At 28.5% G+C, this 16,208-nt stretch carries 19 protein-coding genes and 1 other RNA gene; 3 read left to right on the top strand and 17 right to left on the bottom strand.

The window, feature by feature from the left end; translation table 11 throughout:
- Positions 1 to 170: 170 nt before the first annotated feature.
- The 5 genes from GXK56_RS11230 to dnaX form a co-directional block, all read right to left on the bottom strand.
- Positions 171 to 440, bottom strand: a complete 270-nt coding sequence (locus tag GXK56_RS11230) for a pro-sigmaK processing inhibitor BofA family protein (RefSeq protein WP_160687554.1) — start codon at positions 438 to 440, stop codon at positions 171 to 173.
- A gap of 22 nt (positions 441 to 462) precedes the next feature.
- Entirely contained in the window at positions 463 to 741 is a 279-nt protein-coding gene (locus tag GXK56_RS11225; protein ID WP_160687553.1) for a YaaL family protein, read from the bottom strand.
- Positions 742 to 1,008: 267 nt separating this feature from the next.
- Positions 1,009 to 1,605, bottom strand: coding sequence for a recombination mediator RecR (gene recR, locus GXK56_RS11220; RefSeq protein ID WP_160687595.1), 597 nt, complete (start codon positions 1,603 to 1,605; stop codon positions 1,009 to 1,011).
- A gap of 175 nt (positions 1,606 to 1,780) precedes the next feature.
- On the bottom strand, positions 1,781 to 2,119 hold the full coding sequence (locus GXK56_RS11215; RefSeq protein WP_160687552.1) for a YbaB/EbfC family nucleoid-associated protein: 339 nt from the start codon (positions 2,117 to 2,119) through the stop codon (positions 1,781 to 1,783).
- 84 nt (positions 2,120 to 2,203) lie between these two features.
- The gene (gene dnaX / locus GXK56_RS11210) at positions 2,204 to 3,847 is read right to left on the bottom strand and encodes a DNA polymerase III subunit gamma/tau (protein WP_160687551.1); all 1,644 of its coding nucleotides are present in this window, start codon (positions 3,845 to 3,847) and stop codon (positions 2,204 to 2,206) included.
- A gap of 203 nt (positions 3,848 to 4,050) precedes the next feature.
- Here dnaX and GXK56_RS11205 point away from each other — a divergent pair, with 203 nt between their 5' ends.
- From GXK56_RS11205 to GXK56_RS11195, 3 genes are all read left to right on the top strand, one after another.
- A complete protein-coding gene (locus tag GXK56_RS11205) occupies positions 4,051 to 4,842 on the top strand; it encodes a thymidylate synthase (protein WP_160687550.1) in 792 nt (263 codons plus the stop codon).
- Between the two features lie 19 nt (positions 4,843 to 4,861).
- Positions 4,862 to 5,356 (top strand): dihydrofolate reductase, encoded by a 495-nt coding sequence (locus GXK56_RS11200; protein ID WP_160687549.1) that lies wholly within the window; start codon positions 4,862 to 4,864, stop codon positions 5,354 to 5,356.
- 101 nt (positions 5,357 to 5,457) lie between these two features.
- Positions 5,458 to 6,330: a fumarylacetoacetate hydrolase family protein gene (locus GXK56_RS11195; protein ID WP_160687548.1), complete on the top strand. Its 873-nt coding sequence runs from the start codon at positions 5,458 to 5,460 to the stop codon at positions 6,328 to 6,330.
- A gap of 199 nt (positions 6,331 to 6,529) precedes the next feature.
- Here the strand turns inward: GXK56_RS11195 and ffs are convergent.
- The 12 genes from ffs to GXK56_RS11135 all read right to left on the bottom strand — a co-directional run bounded on the left by ffs (position 6,530) and on the right by GXK56_RS11135 (position 16,085).
- Positions 6,530 to 6,796: signal recognition particle sRNA large type (ffs, locus tag GXK56_RS11190), an RNA gene on the bottom strand.
- Between the two features lie 381 nt (positions 6,797 to 7,177).
- A complete protein-coding gene (locus GXK56_RS11185) occupies positions 7,178 to 7,465 on the bottom strand; it encodes an ATP-binding protein (RefSeq protein ID WP_160687547.1) in 288 nt (95 codons plus the stop codon).
- Between the two features lie 55 nt (positions 7,466 to 7,520).
- Complete coding sequence (locus GXK56_RS11180) at positions 7,521 to 8,777, bottom strand: peptidase S41 (protein ID WP_160687546.1); 1,257 nt, start codon at positions 8,775 to 8,777, stop codon at positions 7,521 to 7,523.
- A 34-nt stretch (positions 8,778 to 8,811) separates the two neighbouring features.
- On the bottom strand, positions 8,812 to 9,522 hold the full coding sequence (locus tag GXK56_RS11175; RefSeq protein ID WP_160687545.1) for an ABC transporter permease: 711 nt from the start codon (positions 9,520 to 9,522) through the stop codon (positions 8,812 to 8,814).
- A gap of 12 nt (positions 9,523 to 9,534) precedes the next feature.
- Entirely contained in the window at positions 9,535 to 10,296 is a 762-nt protein-coding gene (locus GXK56_RS11170; RefSeq protein ID WP_160687544.1) for an ABC transporter permease, read from the bottom strand.
- 44 nt (positions 10,297 to 10,340) lie between these two features.
- Positions 10,341 to 11,249 carry an ABC transporter ATP-binding protein gene (locus GXK56_RS11165; protein WP_160687543.1) on the bottom strand — a complete coding sequence of 303 codons (909 nt, stop codon included), beginning with the start codon at positions 11,247 to 11,249 and terminating at the stop codon, positions 10,341 to 10,343.
- A gap of 189 nt (positions 11,250 to 11,438) precedes the next feature.
- The gene (locus GXK56_RS11160) at positions 11,439 to 11,990 is read right to left on the bottom strand and encodes a ferritin family protein (RefSeq protein WP_160687542.1); all 552 of its coding nucleotides are present in this window, start codon (positions 11,988 to 11,990) and stop codon (positions 11,439 to 11,441) included.
- A 123-nt stretch (positions 11,991 to 12,113) separates the two neighbouring features.
- A complete protein-coding gene (locus GXK56_RS11155; RefSeq protein ID WP_160687541.1) occupies positions 12,114 to 13,049 on the bottom strand; it encodes a HAMP domain-containing sensor histidine kinase in 936 nt (311 codons plus the stop codon).
- 1 nt (position 13,050) lies between these two features.
- Complete coding sequence (locus tag GXK56_RS11150; RefSeq protein ID WP_160687540.1) at positions 13,051 to 13,740, bottom strand: response regulator transcription factor; 690 nt, start codon at positions 13,738 to 13,740, stop codon at positions 13,051 to 13,053.
- Between the two features lie 315 nt (positions 13,741 to 14,055).
- On the bottom strand, positions 14,056 to 14,655 hold the full coding sequence (locus GXK56_RS11145) for a TIGR01906 family membrane protein (RefSeq protein ID WP_279283101.1): 600 nt from the start codon (positions 14,653 to 14,655) through the stop codon (positions 14,056 to 14,058).
- A 105-nt stretch (positions 14,656 to 14,760) separates the two neighbouring features.
- Complete coding sequence (locus GXK56_RS11140) at positions 14,761 to 15,228, bottom strand: chemotaxis protein CheX (protein ID WP_160687539.1); 468 nt, start codon at positions 15,226 to 15,228, stop codon at positions 14,761 to 14,763.
- Complete coding sequence (locus tag GXK56_RS11135) at positions 15,210 to 16,085, bottom strand: response regulator (RefSeq protein WP_160687538.1); 876 nt, start codon at positions 16,083 to 16,085, stop codon at positions 15,210 to 15,212. Before GXK56_RS11135 ends, GXK56_RS11140 begins: the two co-directional genes overlap by 19 nt.
- Between the last annotated feature and the right edge of the window lie 123 nt (positions 16,086 to 16,208).

Raw genomic sequence — 16,208 nt, 5'->3', positions numbered from 1 at the left:
AATAAATGTAAAAACCTATGCTAAAACTGTTGTTAAAGCATAGGTTTTTTGTTGTAAAAATCATTGCAAAAATGTCTGTAATTTTTAAGTTTGCACCTCTAAAGTAAACCCGTTACAAATTTATACAGACCTTTTTTATATTATAATTTTAAAGTTTACTCTAATGAAAACTATAAAAATGCTCCAATTATAATTAATACAATAACACCTGGAACTCCAAAGAATCCTGCTATCAAAGCAGTAATTGGATTAATTGCCAATGAAAAATTAATATTTATACCAAGTAAATTAAGCTTTGCAATTATGAAATTTACTACATATAATATAATAACTCCCACAATTCCATTTATGATTATTTTTATTGGCCATTTTAACAATTTAGTAACTAAGAATAGTATTGCTATTCCTATTAATCCATATATTAAAATTTGTCCCTCCATTTTTAATCCCCCAATATTTTATTTATCTAATACTTTGTACATTTCTTTCAACTATATAATCAGTTCCTACGCTTATACCTCTCTTCCTTGCTATAGATAATAAGTAATCATATCTTTTTCTTGCAACATTTTCTGAATAAATAGCTACTTCTATTAAATCATCATCATTAACATTGTTAAACATACTTCTAGCTGCATTTATTTCCATCTTAGCAATTTCCATATCTTCCAATAACTTTTCATACATAACCGGATTATCAGTCTTATACATCAGGTATTCTAGAATATTTTTTTTATTCATGTAAATCCCTCCAAAACTTCTTATTACTATTTTATCCACATAAAGGAAGGATTATACATATGTTTGCTTATATATATTTAAAAAATTGTATCAACTTTCAACTTGCTTCATATACTATATCATATAAGAAACTTTTCACTCATATCAGATAAAACTTCTAACTCCCATCTGTGTAACACTTTTTCGGGGGCCTAACATTTTAGGTCCCTAAACTTCATTTGGACATAAGTTTTGAACAAAATTAATAATGTATAATGACAATAATTCTTAAATCTCTTTTCTTCCCTCTAATGCCTTAGACAATGTAACTTCATCAGCATATTCTAAATCTCCGCCTACAGGTATTCCTGATGCTATTCTTGTAACCTTTATATCAAGTGGTTTAAGAACTTTAGATATATACATTGCAGTTGCTTCTCCTTCAATATTAGGATTAGTTGCAAGTATCACTTCTTTAACCTCTTCATTCATTCTAGCAACAAGCTCCCTAATTTTTATATCTTGAGGTCCCCTTCCTTGCATTGGTGATATATTTCCATGTAATACGTGGTATACTCCATTAAATTCTTTAATCTTTTCCATTGTCATAATGTCCTTTGGTTGTTCAACAACACATATAATACTTTTATCCCTGTTAGGATTAGAACATAATGAACAAGGATCTTTATCAGTAAAATTTCCACATATAGAGCAATATTTAATCGTTCCCCTTGCTTGAATTAACGCTTTTGCAAATTCTTTTACTTCTTCATCTGGAAGATTTAAAATATGCAATGTTAATCTTTGAGCAGTCTTTTGCCCTATACTTGGCAATTTAGCAAACTCTTCAATTAATTTTTCTATGGCTACTGGATAAAAGTCCATCATATTTTGAATTTCTCCTTTAATCTTTATTATTAATTATTATGTATCCATTCTGAAAAAATATCAGTTTCATCTTTAACTAATAGAATAATAATATATACTATAAAAAGCATACAGCTTGAAGGATAACCAAACAATACTGTATGCTAAATAATTATAACTATTTCTAAAATTCTTAGAATAATCCTGGCATTCCACCTGTTAATTTACCCATTTTACTTGCAGTTTCTTCTTCTGCTTTTCTTAAAGCTTCATTAACTGCACTCATTACTAAGTCTTCAAGCATTTCAACATCATCTGCATCTACAACTTCAGGTTTTATATTAATTGCTGTTATTTCTTTTTTACCAGTTACCTTAACAACTACAGCGCCACCACCTACTGATGCTTCAAATTCTTTTGTTTCAAGTTCCTTTTGCATATCTTCCATTTGCTTTTGCATCTTTTGTGCTTGCTTCATAAGGTTATTCATATTAGCTCCGCCAAAGCCGCCTGGAAATCCACCTTTTGCCATAAAAAAATTCCTCCTCTTTCTTGAATATCATTTTTTAATTATAAAACAACTTTATTTAATTGACAATCTGCAATTGACAGTTCATCAATCTTCATATACCTGAAATGGTATTCCATCTATAGCTTGTTTTAACAATTCTTCATTATCCTTATGTTCATTATCTTTCCTTACTATGTAATCTACCATTATTTTTTCCTTCAGTATTTCAGAAAATACACTATTTACAACTTCCCTATATTCAGATTTTTCAAGTCTTTGTTTATTAAAGGCATACATTGCTTCATATTCTAAAGTAACTACTCCATTTTTAATACTATATGGCTTTGCTGTAACAATTGAAGCATAAACTATCATTGCACGCTTTGCTTTAAATGCTTCTATGATTTCAGTCCAAGCTCTTCCAACATCATCAAGAGTTAATGTTGAATTCGTATTTCCTGCAAATTTAGGTTTTTCATTATTTGCAGCAGCCTCTGTAATCCTATTTTGACTTACGTTGCTTTGTTTAGAATCAACTGTTTTATTTATGGAATTTACAGCCTGATCTGCCCCTTCAGATTGAACCACCTGGATATTTCCGTTTTTTAAATTTTCCTCTAATTTATTTATTCTTGATAATATTACTTCATTTGATGTATCATATTCAATTTTACACATTTTAATTATAGCAAGCTCTAAATATAATCTACTTTGCTTACTTGCTTTTGAATTTATTTCAGCTTCCTGAAGTATTCTAATAGCCCTCATTATTTCTTCTACTCTAATTTTACGCCCTTGTTCCCTAACCATAGCTATATTCTCTAAGGACATATCCAAAACTTCCTCTGGATTGCTTGTAACTTTAACCATGAGCAGATTTCTGAAATGAGCAATTAAATCCTTGATAAACAATTGCATATCTTTACCTGCATACATTAATTTATCGATTATGAGCATTGCTTTTTCAATACTTCTATCTATGACTGCATAAGTTATATCAAATAAATATTCATTAGTTACAAGGCCTAATATACTTACTAAATCTTCATATTTAATTTCATTTTCACCCATTGCAATTGCTTGATCTAGTATACTTACAGCATCTCTTAAAGCCCCATCACAAACTCTTGAAATTAAATCTAAGCTTTTTTGTTCATAATCTATATTTTGTGCTTCAGTAATTTTCTTTAATCTACTTGAAATTTCTTTTTGATTTATTCTCTTAAAATCGAATCTTTGACATCTAGATAAAATTGTTATAGGCAATTTTTGCGGATCTGTTGTTGCTAATATAAATATTACATTCTTAGGAGGTTCTTCCAATGTCTTTAAAAATGCATTTACCGCACCTACAGAAAGCATATGAACCTCATCCATTATATATATTTTATATTTAGCTTCTTGTGGAGGATACTTAGTATCATCTATAATATCCCTGATTTTATCAATACCATTATTTGAAGCTGCATCAAGTTCTGTTACATCAATCGCTAACCCTTCATCTACCTTTTTGCACATTTCACATTCATTGCAAGGTTCACCATTTTGCAGATTAAGACAATTTAATGCCTTTGCCATTACCTTTGCTGTAGAAGTTTTTCCTGTTCCCCTTGTTCCACAAAAAAGATATGCATGTGCTATTCTATCATTTATAATCTCATTCTTTAATGTTGTGGTTATATGTTCCTGGCCAACAACATCTTCAAAAATCCTAGGTCTCCACTCTCTATATAGTGCTTTATAACTCACAGGCTTTCACCTCTCTATTTTCTTAAATTAAACATAACTTTATTATACACCATTAACACCACAATTAGTATAATGTCATGTAAATGGATTAATTTATATACTTAATATTAACTTTGTTAACTTCATATTAATATGCTAAAATAATTGAAGAATAACTTGTTTTTTATAGTTTTAAGAACAAATAAATAGGAGGAATACACAAAATGAGCTTATATGATGATAAATATTTATCTATAGCTAATGATATATTAGAAAATGGATATTTCGACAATAATAGAACTGGAATGCCGACTTATAAATTACCACATCAAATTATGCAATTTAATCTAGAAAAAGAATTTCCTATATTAACGACTAAATTTGTAGCTTTTAAAACTGCTGTTAAAGAACTTTTATGGATTTTTAAAGATCAATCAAATAGTGTAAAAGATCTTCAAGCACAAAACGTAAAGATTTGGGATGAATGGATGATGGAGGATGGAACCATTGGAACTTCTTATGGCTGGGTAGTAAAAAAATTCAATCAAATAGATAAATTAATAGATGCTTTAAAAAACAATCCTCAAGATAGAAGAATGATGCTTAATTTATGGCAAATACCATATTTAGATGGCGGTGCTCTTTATCCATGCTGCTTCCTTACAATGTGGGATGTAACAGATGGAAAGCTTAACTGTATGCTTGTACAAAGAAGTGGAGACTGGCCTCTTGGTGTTCCGTTTAATACAAGCCAATATGCTGTATTAGTTCATTTACTAGCTCAAGTTACTGGTCATAAACCTGGATTATTTACACATGTTATAAATAACGCTCATATTTACAAAAATCAAGTTGAAGGAATGAAAATTCAGCTAAGCAGAAAAAACGATGCTTATAGAGCACCAAAGTTATGGATTAATCCTGAAATTAAAGACTTTTACGATTTTACCCCTGATGATATAAAGCTTGAAGAATACAAACATCATGAAGCAATAAAAATGGAAGTCTCAGTATAATTCTTAAGGAGGAATATTAATGTTATCAATAAGTGTTGCTGTTGCAAAAAATAATGTAATAGGCATAAATAATACCTTACCATGGCATATTTCAGAAGATCTAAAAAGGTTTAAAAGAATAACTTCTGATAAAAAAATGATAATGGGAAGAAAAGCCTTTGAATCACTACCAGGAATTCTGCCAAATAGAAAACATATAATCATAACTAGAAACCAAAACTTCAAAGTTGATTCAAACATGGTAGAAATTGAATATGATTTAAATTCCTTAGTTGAAAAATATTCAAAATGCGATGAAGAAGTGTTTGTAATTGGAGGAGCTGAAATTTACGAACAATTTCTTCCTTACATAAATAAAATCTATTTAACACAAATAGAAGAAAACTTCGAAGGTGACACTTACTTTCCAGAAATCAACTACAACGAATTCAAACCAGAATATACATCAGAAAAATTCACTGATGAAAAAAACGGACTTCACTACACATTTATAGACTTAATAAGAACAAAATAAGTAATAAGATAATTAATTGTTCACTTAACAATCAGGAAATCAGAAACTATAAATTCCAAAACTGTTAACTGTGAACTCTTAACTAATTAAAAGGGGGCATTATGAAACTTTTAACTTTTAAACACAACAACAAAGAGGAAATAGGAATTTTAACAAAAGATGAGCAAGGTATTTATCCAATAAAAAATTATAATTGTATGAATGATTTAATAGAAAATATAACTGATAAAGAAATGGATCTTTTAAGATCAGCTGTTGAATCAGGGTCTAAAGAAATTATTTCAACTGAAACTGTCACCATAATGGCTCCAATTCCAAATCCTAAACAAGATGTTATTTGTTTAGGTATCAACTACATGGCTCATGCGGTAGAATCCGCAAGATATAAAAAGGAAGCCTTTGACGGAGATAGACCTTATGCAGTTTATTTTTCAAAAAGAGTGAATGTAGCAACTGCTGATGGTGATTTTATTCCAAGTTATGCTGACATTGTTGACAGCCTAGATTATGAAGCTGAATTAGCTGTTATAATTAAAAAGGATGCTAAAAATGTAGCTAAAGAAGATGCTTATGATTATATATTTGGTTATACTATTATGAACGATGTAAGTGCAAGAAACCTTCAAACAAGACATAAACAATGGTACTTCGGTAAAAGCTTAGATGGTTTCACTCCTATGGGGCCTTGTATAGTTACTAAAGACCAATTTTCAAATCCACCTGTACTCAAAATTTGCTCAAGAGTCAATGGAGAATTAAGACAAAACAGTACAACTGATCTTATGATCACGTCTATTGAAGATGTAATTCATGAGCTATCTCAAGGAGTTACTTTAAAGGCTGGCACTATAATTGCGATGGGTACTCCAGCTGGTGTAGGTATGGGCTTTGATCCGCCAAAATTTTTAAAAGCTGGTGATATAGTTGAATGCGAAATCGAGGGTATTGGAATCTTAAAAAACATCGTTAAGTAATAAAAGATTTTTTGTTTTGGGCAACTTATCAGTTAATAAACCCTAATCAAATTTCCTTTAAAATAAAAAACAAAAGAAAATGAGGGTATTTCGTAATGAAATGCCCTCACTTTCTTATCCTATTGTCTGTCCTATGTTAATCCTATTGAAGAATAACCTAATTTAATTTCTTGATTATATAATCAAACATCAAAATAAACCATGCACCTCGCTTTGTTATTAGCTCTCCATACGTTACTTCTGCAGTTAGCTCAGACCAGATTGATCCACGGCACATGAAAGTGACCACTTATCGCTGCTTCCTTCCGGACCTGACGAGGTTCATGGGCTTCCATTGCGTGGGACCCAGTCATCAACACCACTTACAAAAGGCAGACTACAGATTACTAATATCTAGGCGAGGAATTAAATCCTGCTATAGCGGATTGCAGGTTACAGGGCACCGCTGACTCCCCATCTAGCATGGCAATGGTGGATTGCTGAGGCATTGAACCTCTAAGATTTTCATATTGGAAAATCCTCGTCCCCAGTGGACGCCAAACCATATTAATCATTGCTTCGATAAAAATACTCAAAACAAGTACCTTTTTCGATACTTGTTTATAATACCATATAAAAACTTGAAATACAAGGGTATTCTATTTGTCTTTATATTAAATTTATTCCACTACTATTTCATTTTCCCTAATTAGCTTTTTTATTATATTAGATAGAAATCAAGTAAATTTTTACTTCATTATACAACTAAAAAAACAAAAACATCTTTTCTATTTTTCATATTAAATGTATTGATTGGGTTATAAATAACTTTTGTCAGAAAAAATAATATGTTCATTCTTACCTTCTTCTACAAATACTTCTTTATCTTTGGAACTATAAAATAAAATTCTGTCATCTCTCCTTTTTCACTAATAACGCCATATTGGAAATTATGCAGTTTTAATATCTCACTACATATTGCCAGCCCTATGCCCATACCTCCACTTTCTTTATTTTTATAATACCTTCCCCAAATATCTTCAATATAACTTTTATCTATTCCTATTCCATTATCTATTGCAGAAATACTTACTGAATTATCTTTTTCCTCTGTTCTTAACTCTATAACTCCATTTTCATTGCTAAATATAACCATTGTTTAATTCGAAGATAGATTGATCTTGAAAAATCAATCTATCTTCGAATTTTTCTTAATTTTCACCTATAATATAATCTAATACAGGATCTTTTTTATTAACATAATCATCTATTGATAATTCAATTGTCTTATCTGGTATAAATGAATCTCTTTCATCATTACTAGTCTTTGCATAAGTAGTTGAATACTGAATTTTAAGATTTGAATTTGGAAGTAAAAAATTCTTAACTGCTCCATAATGATTAGGCTTACCACTAGTTGGTTCTCCAATAAAAGTTGCATTAGTTTCATTTCTCCATTTAACTGCATCTATTATAGCAGCTGAAAATGTTTGTCTTCCTACTATAACAAGAAATCTTTTCTTATCATTTAAATTACTATTTTTTATTCCTTCTATTATTCCATCCAGTCTGTTTTCTCCTCCACCAGAATTATTTCTCATATCAATCACAAATTTATCAACAGGATTATTCTGTATAAAACTTAACATCTCATTATTAAAATCCTCTAGCCTTCCAACTTTTTCATCTTCAGAACATGCATTATATTTCAAATAGACCATTTTATCCTTTTCTAAATATTGATACCAATATTTTAAATCAGATTTCTGCATATATAGGGGATACGTTTCATCATACTCTCTACTTATTAAAAAGTTTTTTCCATTATCTATAGTAGCGTCTAAGGCGTCTACCTTTAAATCGAAGATTTTTCCACTTCTATCTTTAAAAGTAAAATTAATTGGCGAATCTATATCTTCTATTATTTTTGCTCCATGGAGAATTTCTGGTCTTGATAAGTAATTAGGCAAAACTTTTTTAATAGTCACTTCATTTTCCCGGGAAATTAATGGTGAAAGTTTATTTGCAATTGTTTTAATATCTTGTCCATTTATTTTTATAAGTTCACAATTTAAAGCTTGCTTATATTCATCTATTGTATTAATTGCATATATTGAATCTTTATAATAATAAAATTGAAATGGATATGAACGTGAAAATTCTCTTTGAGCTTTTGTATGCCCATCGCCTATTAAAGCAACTATTTTATAAATCTCATCCAATATTTCATCATCGTTTAAATTGTCTACTGATTTTTTTAATTCATTTATTTGATCATTAAATTGTTCTTCACTAACTCTAAAAAATAAATTTGCATGTTTTTTAGGTAATGCTTTCTGTAGATAATTCAAATCTTTTACCCATTTAGAATTTCTATTTCCACCTAAATACTGACTTTCACAGCCAGTTGTCCACAATATCAAAAAGACTAAAAATGAACCTACACAAATATTTATAATCTTCCTCATGTTTATCTCCTTAACCTAAAATTTTAATTATGCCTTAGATAATGTCAGTTTTATTATAATGATAAATACTTATACTCATAAATATGATAAAACAAATAACACTCCCAACTGCACTGTAAGTTACATTTGTTAATTTAGGCTTAAATGTTTCCAAAGCAAAATAATATGGTGCAAAAAATGGGAAATATTCATTTGCTATAGTTCCCATAAGTATCTCCACTATTACTCCATACACTACTGGAGCCATAATATTTCTACTTATATTTGTAATTAATATTGGAATAGGTATTAATAAGTACTGAAATATTAAGGAGTATATATTTTGAATAATATGATTAACTATAAAAGTACTTTCTGGTAACTTTTTATACAAAAAATAATATCCTAAATATATAGATATAAGTTCTATTAAATAAACGCAAAAAATTAATATATCTATAGTTATAAATTTAGCCATAAAAATTTTTATTCTAGGAATTGGATAGGAAAATAATATATTTGAAGTTTTTTCTTCATGTTCTCTAGAAAATACATATCCTACAATCAAAGAAAATAAAATGGTATAGAGCAGTAAAAAATTGGCCATTTCTGTATTAGATGCATAACTTTCAAAGGTTCGTTTGTCCTTAAGTATTAATATAATTAAATCTAAAAATGATGTCACAGCTAGTCCACTAACTAAAATTACAATCCAAATATAGGATTTTTTTAACTTTAAAAATTCACAATATATTGAATTTAACAAATAGCTCCCTCCTTAATTCACATCTACATTTCTGCAATTATAAATACACAAAAATGTAAATAAAACAAAAGTAATTACTCCACTTCCAATTGCTATAACATAATCAATTGGATCTCCAATATGATAATAATATAGTGGTAATGATGGCAATATTAACGGACAAATTTGTCCATATATACTTCCTTTAGACATAAACAGAAGTAATACCATTCCTGCCGCTACGCCTAAAACTCCATAGACAATTGGAAATATAATATTCTTTGTAATATTCCCAATAAATATTGGAATAGGTATTAAAATAAATTGTAATAACGCTGAATACATATTTACTTTTATATCATTACTAATAAATCCTGCTGAAGGCAGCTGCCTCCAAACTATATACAAACCTAAATATGAGGCTATAAATTGAATTACATATACAGCCAACACTAATACGCATGCTACTATATACTTCCCGATTAATATTTGAACCCTATCAATTGGATATGAATATAAAATGTTAGTAGTTTTATCTGTAAATTCTCTTGTGAATATATAAGCTACTATTAATGAAAATATAACAATATATATAAAGTGAAATGACATCATTTCTATATTTAATATATGATTCATCAAATGTCTCTCTTTTAATTCCTCTGGAACTTTAGCTATTTCATTTCCCCATGTTCCTGCAAATTGCACTCCTGGCATTAATAATCCACTAATTAAAGTTATAATTAAAATATATGATTTTTTTAATTTCAAAAATTCTGAATATATTATATTAAACATTTGCATCCTCCTATGCTAAAGATATATTACAAAAATTCTTCTTTTTATTTTCCTGTAAGCTTTAAGAAGTAATCTTCTAAACTATCTGCTCTTACACAAAGCTCATCAATATTTATATCATTTGAAATCAAAGTATTATTTATTTCAGCTGCCCCTTGCAAATTTTCGTATACTCGCAAGTTATTTTTTTCCCATATCACATAATCTTTTATATTTAATTTTTGTTCTAATATAAATGCTGCCTTTTTATCATCATTTACTTTTATATTAATATAATGCCTATTTCTCTTTTGAAGCTCGTCATAATCTATTTCTTCAAGTAATTTACCCTTATGAATTATTCCTATTTTTGTTGCCATTTGCTGAATTTCACTTAATATATGGCTTGATATTAGAAACGTAATTCCATGCTTATTTCTTAAATCTAATATTAATTCTCTAATCTCTTTTATCCCACTTGGATCAAGTCCATTAACAGGCTCATCTAAAATTAAAAATTCTGGATTATGCAAAATTGCTCTTGCTATTCCAAGCCTTTGCTTCATACCAAGGGAAAATTCCTTAACCTTTTTATCCTTTACCTCTTCTATTCCTGCTATTTTTAAAGAATTTCTAATACTTTCTTTGTCCTCCACTCCCATCATCCTTCTATGTATCTCTAAATTTTCTTGTGCAGTTAAATTGGGATAAAAGCCTGGATACTCTATAATAGATCCTATTCTTTTGTATAACTCCCTACTCTTTCTAGATTGCATTTGAGAAAACAACTCTATTTCACCAGAATTAGCTTTCATAAGTCCCATAATCATTCTTATAGTTGTAGTTTTTCCAGCTCCATTTTCTCCTAAAAAACCATATATTTCTCCTTGCTTAATGTTCATATTAACATTGTTCACTGCTGAAAACTTCTTAAACTCTTTTGTTAGGTTGTGAGTTCTTAAAACATATTCCATATCTATCTCCTCCATAAATCTTTATTATCGCAAATTAATTAATTTTTTATCGCAACACAAAGGACTATGTTTTAAATATACAACATAGTCCTTACACCACTTTTAATATGTTCTTACAAATTCCTTAACTTTTTAAGATTTAAATTATGTAAGCATTTCATATTTCAATATATGATTGCCAGCTACTAATTACTCTTCAACAAGAATAATATGTTCTCTTTCTACTGCTGCTAAAGCTTCAAAAACCTTAACCAAAGTCTCATCGTTAACTTCTTTTTTATATCTTTCATAATAGCTTACTGCATGCTCTTCTTTTTGCCTTGCTAAATCTAAAAGAGCATTATCACTATCATATCTATCATAATTAACTTTACTTAATTCAGGAGCTTTATCAAATCCTCCTAGCCTTTGATGAAGCTTTGAATGGAATATTTCTATCTTCGATAAAGCTTCAAATATTTTCTTAACTTCAGAATCCTTTGCCATTTTAGCTGCTGTATTGTAAAAATCTCCGTTAAACATTTCTAATTTAACAGCATGATCTAAAATTTTCAATGTATTCTCATCAAGTAAGCTTGTCTCAATTGCAATAATTTCATTATTCTTACTTAAATATTCTTTACCAACTCCACAAAATGGACAATACAAAATATTATCTATAGAGTTTTTACTTGTAAAAGCTGCCTCGTTAAAATTATAATTTTTTTCGTTTATTTCCATACCACAAATTCTACACTTCAAATAATCCACCGCCTTTATTTTTCATATACATTTTAACATATATATTTCTAATTGAAAATTTGCCTTAAGACATTACAAAACAAATATATATCAAAAAGCGGCTGCTTCATAAATTTGTCTCTATCACAATCTAGGAAATATGACTGTAAATGTGGTTTTTTCAAAAGAACTGCTGGATACAGTAATTTTACCATCTAGAGCTTCTATTAATTTCTTAACTATAGTAAGGCCAAGTCCACTACCTTTTGCATTTAAACTTCTTGATTTTTCAACTGTGTATAATCTATCGAATACATAGTTTATTTCATCATCTGGTATACCAGCACCATTATCGTAGATATCTATAGAAATATTTTTCTCATCGTAATTGAGTTCTACTCCAATAATAGTTGCTTTCACCCCATGCTTTAATGCATTATTAATTAAATTTGTAAAAATTCTATTTAGAGCTTTTTCATCTCCCAATACATAAACATCTTCATCTGGAATATTTATTTTTGGCTTTATATCAAGCTTCTTTATTTCATTAAAAAAGGAAATTATATTTTCTCTAATAATTTCAGATATATTTACCTTCTTTATTTCTAGTCTAATATCATTTGAGTCAAGCTTAGAAACTTGAAAAAACTCCTCCATAAGATCATACAAATAATTCCCCTTATTATATACTATCCTTAGATATTCTTCCTTTTGTTTCTCACTCAAAGTATCACTAATGTCTATATTTCTATCCTCCAAGATAAGTTCTAAATATCCTAACATTGATGTTAATGGAGTTCTAAGGTCATGGGATATATTAGATATCATTTTCTTTCGTGATTCTTCACTCCTCTTGTTTTCCTCATTAATCTTTTGAAGTCTTTCTATTATTTTATTTATATTTATAGTTAATATCTTTAACGGCTTTATATGATTTTGCTGTCTTACCCTCTGATTAAAGTTTCCTTCAAAAATCTCTTCTAATATTGTACTTATATAATTTATTTTTTTATATGAAGATATTAATATTACTATAAGAATTAATATTATGACTATAAAAATATAATTTAATATACTCATACTATTCACCAAGTTTATATCCTATTCCCCACACTGTGATTATATACTTTGGAGTATTAGGATCGCTTTCAATCTTATTTCTAAGTCTTTTTATATGAACCATTACAGTATTATCATCATTTAAATATTCATTTTCCCACACACTATTAAATATATTAGCTTTTGTAAATACTCTATTAGGATTTGAAAGGAATAACTTTAAAAGTTCAAATTCCTTTTTAGTTAAGTTTATTTCTTCCTCTGCCTTATATACCTTATAGTTCAAAGTATCTAATTTTAAATCATTATATTGTAAAACAGAATTTTCTTCCTTTTTTTCATTATAATTTATATATCTTCTAAGCTGAGCCTTTACTCTTGCCGTTAATTCCCTTACTGAAAATGGCTTTACCATGTAATCATCGGCACCCATACTAAGTCCAATTATTCTATCAGTTTCTTCCTCCTTTGCAGAAAGAATTATTACTGGTAAATTACTCTTTTCTCTTATAATCCTTAATACTTCTATTCCATCAACAAATGGAAGCATTAAATCTAGTATTATCAGCTGAATATTCTCGTTATATTTTTCAGTAGCTTCTTTCCCATCAAAAGCCTGAATAATATTGTAATTCTCTTTTTTTAATGCTTCGCAAATCAAATTATTTATTTCCTTATCATCTTCCACAATTAATATGTTAGGTATGTCCATATTTATTCCTCCAAAAGCTACTTTAATAAACTTGTAGTGCAATATTCCACATATGTATACAAACTTATATAATTCCTATTTACTTACAATTTATTTTACCATAAATCACGATATGTAAATCACTAAATTCAACTCACCTATATATTTAAGTTTCCAACAAATAAAAATAATGATAATTTTTTTATAGTTTTTAAAAACTCATAAAATTATTAGTTAAGGAAAAAAATTATTAAAAACAAAGGGATAAGTTTTCATTTCAATTTTCTATCATATGGTTGTGATAAAAAATTTGCAGCGAAAGCTTATCCCTTAAATTTATTTTACTTTTTTATTTCTCAAATAAAGAATTTTAATTATTACAGTGAATATTAACAATAAAATTATTATCAATATTGCTTCAATCATAAAAAGTTCTTCTGGTAATGCATTGATTATAGGATCTTTATTAGGATCAAAAATCCAATAATCATTTCTAAAGAATATTTTATGAAAGTAATAAAATGCTTTAGAAAAATTTATCATCATCATTATAGAAATAGATATAAATACTATAGCTATTATATTTACACATCTATTAAAACTTTCTATAAGTCTTTTCCATAAATCTTTTCTTTTATTCATTACTATTTTCGAAATCATCATAATAATAAAAACAATGCCAAAAATATATAATGCAATAAAAATTCTCTTCACCTCAAAGAAATGTGTTTTCCCAAATTCACTCATTGGTAATCTATTTAAAATCAACTCATGATCTAATGGATTTTGAACATAAGAAATTACTCTTTGATAATTATCCATCAACACATCTTTGGGTAATAAAGTATACTTTTCTAACTCATATTTATCTATAACATATCTATATACAATTGTTGTATTTAAAACGCTTAGGACTACAATTGAAATAATTGAAATCGAATAAAATATATCTCTAAAAAGCTTAAGAATTATTATGGGAACCTTAAAATAATCATGTTTAAAAATTCTGTCTTCACTCCTTAATAATACCTATAGCTGGATTTACAGTGTATTCTTTTCCATAGATATGTTAACTTCAACAGTCATTCCACCTACATCCATCGAAACACAAACAACTTTATCTGTAGTTGCATTTGCAGTAAACTTTCCATGTATAAGTGTTGGTGTTGATATATTGATAATTATATTATCATTTGAAAAATTTGTTGCCACATTGGCAGTAAGCATATTAGTAAGTTCTGAAATTGCACTTTGAGCTAATTCATCAAAATCATTTACAGGCATACCCATCATCATTGCCGATGCAATTTTTTTAGCGTCATCTACGCTCATTCCATATATAACATTTCCTTTAATATCACCAACTATACCTACTATGATGACAACACCAGGACTCTCTATAAATTTTCCCTTTAAGCTTATTCCCTTCTTTTCTACCTTTGATATCCCCAATTGTGGTAATACGTTGGCAAAAGAAGCTAAAATAGGATTTATATAATTGACATCCATTCCCCTTCACCTCTTCCAAATCCTATACTTATTGATAAATCACCAAACTGAGTCTTTGCATTTGCTGAATAAACTGCTTCTAATACAGCTTTGGATATACTAATTGACTCACCATGAAATGTTGTTGGTGGTGCAACTCTTAATCCGAATATCTTATTCTTCTTATTAATCATCGAACATGCATTTCCTGCTGTCATATTTGATAATTCAGACATAACATTAAGGATTTCATCATTATTTTTTGGATCTCTTCTTAGTAAAACTTTTGCTAAAGCACTTGCAGTATCAAATGACATATCGAAGATTGCTCTTCCTGAATACTTTCCTATTATCCCCATTACAATTGAAATTCCATGACTAGATGTTTCAACATTAATATTGCTCTCTCCAGTAATCTCTGGAAGCGTCTTAGTAAGCTTATTAAATACATCTAATAATGCTTCTTTAAAAATTGATGAATATATTTCATTTAATTCAGAAAATAATTCCACATCAGCCATAACTCTATTAATTAACAGAGATAACTCTTCTCCGTCAACAGGTTTTTGTGCATATCCTGATACATGAAGCTTTTTAGCCTTTCTTACAATTTCATCATCCATCATAGAACTTACAATTATCACCTTTATATTTGGATCAATTTTGTGTATTTCCTGAGTACATTCAAATCCATCAGTCCCTGGAATGGTCATGTCCATTGTCACTAAATCAGGCTTTGTATTACCAACCACTTCAATTACTTCTTCCAAGCTACTCGCTTCTCCTACAACATTAAACCCATTTTCAGTTAACAAATCTCTCAACAAAGCAATTTGAAAAGCCGAATCATCAACTATAACAATATTTACTTTTTTCATAATTCCACCTACCTCTTTATCTATAGAAATATAATTAATTCATATACCTTGTTGATACATTCTATTAATTATTCTCTTCACAACAATATTCTCTTCATAATAAATATACTTCTTCCACCAAAA

This window comes from Clostridium sp. C2-6-12 (assembly GCF_009928485.1).
Taxonomy (GTDB): Bacteria; Bacillota; Clostridia; order Clostridiales; family Clostridiaceae; genus Clostridium.
This window is presented reverse-complemented; position numbering and strand designations above follow the sequence as displayed.

Excerpts from the sequence above, each read along its gene's own strand:
- GXK56_RS11230 (WP_160687554.1), bottom strand. The coding sequence starts at position 440 with ATGGAGGGACAAATTTTAATATATGGATTAATAGGAATAGCAATACTA.
- GXK56_RS11225 (WP_160687553.1), bottom strand. The coding sequence starts at position 741 with ATGAATAAAAAAAATATTCTAGAATACCTGATGTATAAGACTGATAAT.
- recR (WP_160687595.1), bottom strand. The coding sequence starts at position 1,605 with ATGGACTTTTATCCAGTAGCCATAGAAAAATTAATTGAAGAGTTTGCT.
- GXK56_RS11215 (WP_160687552.1), bottom strand. The coding sequence starts at position 2,119 with ATGGCAAAAGGTGGATTTCCAGGCGGCTTTGGCGGAGCTAATATGAAT.
- GXK56_RS11205 (WP_160687550.1), top strand. The coding sequence starts at position 4,051 with ATGAGCTTATATGATGATAAATATTTATCTATAGCTAATGATATATTA.
- GXK56_RS11200 (WP_160687549.1), top strand. The coding sequence starts at position 4,862 with ATGTTATCAATAAGTGTTGCTGTTGCAAAAAATAATGTAATAGGCATA.
- GXK56_RS11195 (WP_160687548.1), top strand. The coding sequence starts at position 5,458 with ATGAAACTTTTAACTTTTAAACACAACAACAAAGAGGAAATAGGAATT.
- GXK56_RS11185 (WP_160687547.1), bottom strand. The coding sequence starts at position 7,465 with ATGGTTATATTTAGCAATGAAAATGGAGTTATAGAGTTAAGAACAGAG.
- GXK56_RS11180 (WP_160687546.1), bottom strand. The coding sequence starts at position 8,777 with ATGAGGAAGATTATAAATATTTGTGTAGGTTCATTTTTAGTCTTTTTG.
- GXK56_RS11170 (WP_160687544.1), bottom strand. The coding sequence starts at position 10,296 with ATGTTTAATATAATATATTCAGAATTTTTGAAATTAAAAAAATCATAT.
- GXK56_RS11165 (WP_160687543.1), bottom strand. The coding sequence starts at position 11,249 with ATGGAATATGTTTTAAGAACTCACAACCTAACAAAAGAGTTTAAGAAG.
- GXK56_RS11155 (WP_160687541.1), bottom strand. The coding sequence starts at position 13,049 with ATGAGTATATTAAATTATATTTTTATAGTCATAATATTAATTCTTATA.
- GXK56_RS11150 (WP_160687540.1), bottom strand. The coding sequence starts at position 13,740 with ATGGACATACCTAACATATTAATTGTGGAAGATGATAAGGAAATAAAT.
- GXK56_RS11140 (WP_160687539.1), bottom strand. The coding sequence starts at position 15,228 with ATGGATGTCAATTATATAAATCCTATTTTAGCTTCTTTTGCCAACGTA.
- GXK56_RS11135 (WP_160687538.1), bottom strand. The coding sequence starts at position 16,085 with ATGAAAAAAGTAAATATTGTTATAGTTGATGATTCGGCTTTTCAAATT.